The sequence below is a fragment of the Streptomyces sp. UH6 genome (assembly GCF_013421635.1).
GTDB classification, from domain to species: domain Bacteria; phylum Actinomycetota; class Actinomycetes; order Streptomycetales; family Streptomycetaceae; genus Streptomyces; species Streptomyces abyssomicinicus.
Map to the genome: position 1 here is coordinate 1 of NZ_JACADT010000356.1, position 5,357 is coordinate 5,357.

Genomic DNA, 5,357 nt, shown 5'->3' on the forward strand with positions numbered 1-5,357 from the left:
GACCTGCTGCACGGCACGACCCTCCGCACCAGCCTGGACTGGCTGGCCACCGCGCCCTTCCCGCTCCGCCCCAGCCCGCTGGAGCTGCGCTTCCTCACCGCCTCCCGAACCGCGGCCACCCGCGCCGCCCGCCGCCGACGCCAACTCCTGACGGGCCTGGCCGTGCTGACGGTGCTGGCACTGCTCGCCGGGACCTTCGCCTGGTTCCAACGCGAGGAGAGCCGCCGCCGGGGCGAGGAGGCGGACCTGCGCCGCGCCCAGGCCACGGCCCGCTCCGTCGCCCAGGCCGCCGACAGCCTGCGCGGCACCGCACCGGACACGGCGCTGCTCCTCGGCCTCGCCTCCTGGCGTATCGCGCACACCGCCGAATCCCGGGCGGCGCTCAACACGGCGGCGACACAGCGCGAAACGTCGGTCATCACCCTGCCCGTGCCCGCCAACGCCCCCGAGAACGGGACCGTGCTGCTCGACCGCGGCCGATCGATGATGATCTACACGACGGAAAGGGCCACCTTCTGGGACCTGACGAAGGGCCAGAAGGGCGCGGACAAGCCCCGCCTCACCCTCCCCGGGCTCGCCTCGGTGACGCCGTACACGCCCCCCGTCGTCAGCCAGGACGGCCGGCTTCTGGTCCTGCCCGGCAGGACGAAGGGCGCCCCCTACCGACTGGTCTCCACCCGCGACGGCTCGCCCGTCGGCAAGCCCGTGCCGCTCCAGCCCGGCTTCGTGCCCGCCCAGGTGTCGAACGAGGGGCACGTGCTGTTCGACGACGACGTCAACGGCCTCGGAAGCCGGCGCCACCGGCTGCTCTCGCCCTCGCGCGCCACGACCGCGGAGTGGACCGGCGGCGTGGCGACGCTCTCCCCGCGCGGCACCCACTACGCGTCCTGCGGCGAGAGCGCCGAGGGCCCGCTCGAGGTGTGGTCGATAGGCCCCGGTGCCCCCCGGCGCGTGTTCGACACCGAAGCACCCGGTGTGACCTGCGGCAGCGTGTTCCTGGACTTCGGCGCGGACGGCGACCGGATCGGCATGCGGACCGAGTACGGCACGGCCCACGCCTGGTCGCTCGACGGCCGGCCGGTGGGCGACGCCCCGGGCGGCGGCGCGGAGAGCCGGACGACGCTGACCGAGGACGGTGCGTACTTCCTCACCGTCACCGAGGAGAACGCCGTCGAGGTCCGGCGCGTCGACAGCACGGCGGAACCCCTCTTCCGCTTCTCCGGCCGCAGCAGCAAGGAGGGGTACGAGCACGTCGCACTCGACACACGCACGAACACCCTCACCTACGCGACCGAGGCCCCTCATCAGGTGCACCGCCTCGATCTGACCGCCGTCCTGTCCGGCCACGAGCAGGACCACGACGTCACGGGCGGCGCGGTGTCCCCCGACGGGCGCGTCGGAGTGTTCCGCAAGGGCGAGGAGCAGCCCGTGCAGCACCTCGTGGACCTGCGTACCGGCAAGGAGACCGCCGCTCCCGTCCCGCAGCGGATGGCCGGCGACGCCCCCTCGGTCAACCGGTTCAGCGCCCTGTCCACCGGTGGCCGCGTCCTGGCCTTCACGGATCACCGGCCGCGCGGCGACGAGCTCGGCCTCGCCGTCAGCGTCTGGGACACCCGTGCCCACAAGGAGCTCTTCCGCGCCTCCGTACCGGAGGGCAAGGAGGTCTTCCACCTCGCCCTGTCCCCCGACGGGCGCCACGTCGCCGTCAGCTACGACTTCCGCGCCGAACCCTCCGGCGAGGGCGGAACCACCGACGTCTGGGACGTCCGCACCCGGCGGCGCGTCCACACCTTCGAGAAGGCGACCGGCAGGAGCGCGTTCAGCGCCGACAGCCGCCGCCTGGTCACCACCGACGGCGACGTCCTCGAGCTGTCCGACGGCGCGGTACGCCGCGCCGGCTTCAGCGCCGACACCGGCATCGGGCTGGCCTTCTCCGCCGACGGCAAGACCCTCGCCGTCGTGACGGACACCGGCTGGACCGAACTGTGGGACAGCGCGGCCCGCCGTCGCCTGGTCCGCATGCCGAGCCCCACGGTGCGCGGCGGCACCCACGCCGGCGAATTCCTGGAAGCCCCCGTCTTCTCCCACGACGGCGCGCTCCTCGCCGCGGTCGTCGACGACGACTCCGTCCAGCTGTGGGACGTCGAGGCCCACCTGGCCCTGGGCGACCCGCTGGAGCTCACCGGCCGTGAGATCGACGCCATGGCCTTCGACGGCGCGGACGTGCTCCGCGTCCTGACCGGCTCACGACGCGAGACCCTCGACCTCACCCCCGGCCGCCTGGCCGCCACCGTCTGCCGGAAGGCGGGCCGGGACATCACACCGCAGGAATGGGACACCTACGTCCCGGACGCCCCGTACCGCCCCCTGTGCTGAGCCGCAGCTCCACGACCCGTGCCCGACGTCCGGGTGACGCCGGCCGCCGCGCGCCCCGTGGCCGCGGTCACGCCCTCGGGTTCGTCCCGCCGGCCACGCTGCACGTAAGGTCGAGGGAGGTCCCGACGGAACCGTGGGGCCGCGACAGGGACAGGAGCAGCGCAGTGAAACGGACCCCGCCAGGGTCCTCCCCGGAAGACCTCGGACAGCAGGCACTCTTCGACCCGGAGGACGCCGCTCCCGCCACGCCCCCCGCACCGCCCGGCGGCGCATTCCGGGACAGCTCCCGGGCCAGACGGATGCTGGACGTGCGCCAGGTGTACGCCGAACCCGCCGCGCTCGCCTCTCCCCGCGGCCGCCAGATCCTGGCGAGGCTGCCGGACGTCCCGGTCACCGAGGTGGCCGGCCACTGGCGCATCCCCTCCCTGCACGGCAACGACGGCAACGTCAGCCGATGGGCGCGCGTCAAGACCGAGACCCTCGTCCTGGGCGTCAAGCAGACCCTCACCACGCGCCCCAACGGCAGGTCCGCCGACTGGATCGCACCGGGCCCCTCCAACGGCTGCGCCATGGCCTGCGCCTACTGCTACGTGCCACGCCGGAAGGGGTACGCCAACCCGATCACCCTGTTCACCAACATCGAGGCGATCGTCGCCCACGTCCGTCGCCACGTCCACGGGCAGGGCCCCAAACGGGAGCCCAACCAGTGCGACCCCCAGGCCTGGGTGTACGACATCGGAGAGAACGGCGACTGCTCGGTCGACGCCCTGGTGTGCGACAACACCGCCGACCTCGTCGCCGCGTTCCGCCGGCTGCCCACCGCGAAGGCGTCGTTCGCGACCAAGTTCGTCAACCCCGACCTGCTCGCACTGGACCCGCAGGGCCGGACCCGGGTGCGCTTCTCGGTCATGCCGGAACCGGACTCACGCCTGCTGGACATCCGCACCAGCCCGGTCACGGACCGCATCGCCGCCGCCGCCGACTTCCTCGACGCGGGCTACGAGGTCCACTTCAACCTCTCACCGGTGGTGCTGCGCCCCGGCTGGCAGCGCGACTGGGCCGACCTGCTCGTCCACATGGACGACGTCCTCCCCGGCCGGGTGAAGGAACAGGCGGCCGCCGAGATCATCATGCTGACCCACAACCAGCAGCTCCACGAGGTCAACCTCGGCTGGCACCCCCGGGCCGAGGACCTTCTGTGGCAGCCCGCCGCCCAGGAGACCAAACGCTCCGAGAACGGCGCCCTCAACGTCCGTTACGCCCGTCAGGTCAAGCACGACGCCCTCGTCCGCCTGCGAGGACTGATCGCGGCCCATGCCCCGTGGCTGCGCATCCGGTACGCCTTCTGACCGCTGCGACCGCTGCGACAGGACGCGGAGCGCCGGCGAAGCCCTGCCGCCGAAGGTCACCGAGCAGTTCGGCGACGAAGGGGGACGATCCGACCACGGCCCGGACGGGGCCCCGGCGCGGGCCCGGGGCCGGCCTGCTGCGAAGATGAACCGCGTCCCGACAGGAGTCGTCACCCATGGTCCCGCAAGGTTTTCCGCCCCGTCGCCGCGCGCTGACAGCCGCGCTGCTGTGCGTCGCGCTCCTCACGGCGACGGCCGGCTGCACGACCGCGGAAGCCGGGCGGACCACGAAGCCGGACAGCACGGGAAGCGCCGAGAAGGCCGAGAAGGCCGGGAAGGCGGCTCCGCCGGAGCCGGGGACGGACTTCGACTACCAGCTCGGCGGCTCCTACCCGCCGCCGGACGGAGCGGGCGCGGTCGTCCGCGACCGCACCGCGCCGCCCGCGCCGGGCGTCTACAACGTCTGCTACGTCAACGCCTTCCAGGCCCAGCCGGACGCCACCGACTGGTGGCGCGAACACCACCCCGCCCTGCTGCTCCGCGACACCGACGGCGAATGGGTCGTCGACCGTGACTGGGACGAGGTCCTCTTCGACACCTCGTCACCGGACAAACGCCGGCAGCTCGCCGAGATCGTCGGGGAGTGGATCGACGGCTGCGCCGCGGCCGGTTACCAGGCCGTCGAGCCCGACAACCTCGACTCCTACGAGCGGTCCCGAGGAGGTCTGACGGCCGCCGACAACCTGGCGTTCGGCAAGATCCTCGCCGACCGTGCCCACGCCGCGGGCCTGGCCGTCGGCCAGAAGAACACGGCCGCACTGGCCGAACGGGGCCGCGACCTCGGCTTCGACTTCGCCGTCGCCGAGGAGTGCGGCCAGTACGACGAGTGCGACGCCTACGCGGACGCGTACGACGACCGGGTGCTCGTCGTCGAGTACCGGTCCGACGGCTTCACCGCCGCCTGCGAGGAATGGGGCGACCGCCTGTCCGTCGTGCTGCGGGACGTGGACCTCGTACCGGCCGGGGAGGACGGGTACCACCGCCGCACCTGCTGAAGGGCGCCCAGGGCCGTGGGCCGGAGCCGCCGGAGGCCCCGGCGCCCTCGTCGGACCGCCGGGATAGATTCCGGGCGTGACACTCACCGCGCGTCAACTCGCCCTGGCCACACTGGACCGGCAGATGCTTCTCCGGCGGGAACGGCACGACGTCACCGAAGCGGTCCGCCGGCTCTGCGCCCTGCAGGCCCAGGAGCCGGCATCCCCGTACCTGGCGCTGTGGAACCGCCTGGAGGACTTCGCCTTCGCGGACCTCGACGCGGCGTTCACCCAGGGCTCCGTCGTCAAGGCGTCGCTCATGCGGATCACGCTGCACGCGGTGCACGCCGACGACCACGCCCCCTTCCGCGCCGCGATGCTCCAGACCCTGCGCGGCGCCCGGCTCGCCGACGCCCGCTTCCGCGCGACCGGGCTCGCCCCCACCGACGCCGACGCCCTGGTCCCGGGCATGGCCGGATACCTGGCCCGCGCGCGTACCGGCGCCGAGGTGGAGCGGGAACTGGCGGGGACGGTGGGGGAACACGCCCACCGCGTGTGGTGGGCGCTGCGCACCTACGCCCCCGTCCGCCACGCACCG

At 73.5% G+C, this 5,357-nt stretch carries 4 protein-coding genes; all 4 read left to right on the forward strand.

Annotated elements, in window-relative coordinates:
- A partial coding sequence (locus HW445_RS17490) for a WD40 repeat domain-containing protein (RefSeq protein ID WP_180221943.1) occupies nucleotides 1-2,376 on the forward strand: 2,376 nt, incomplete at its 5' end.
- A 164-nt stretch (nucleotides 2,377-2,540) separates the two neighbouring features.
- Nucleotides 2,541-3,725: a spore photoproduct lyase family protein gene (locus tag HW445_RS17495; RefSeq protein WP_180221944.1), complete on the forward strand. Its 1,185-nt coding sequence runs from the start codon at nucleotides 2,541-2,543 to the stop codon at nucleotides 3,723-3,725.
- A 176-nt stretch (nucleotides 3,726-3,901) separates the two neighbouring features.
- Complete coding sequence (locus HW445_RS17500) at nucleotides 3,902-4,780, forward strand: endo alpha-1,4 polygalactosaminidase (RefSeq protein WP_180221945.1); 879 nt, start codon at nucleotides 3,902-3,904, stop codon at nucleotides 4,778-4,780.
- Nucleotides 4,781-4,856: 76 nt separating this feature from the next.
- The coding region (locus tag HW445_RS17505) for a DNA glycosylase AlkZ-like family protein (RefSeq protein WP_180221946.1) at nucleotides 4,857-5,357 on the forward strand (501 nt) is incomplete at its 3' end.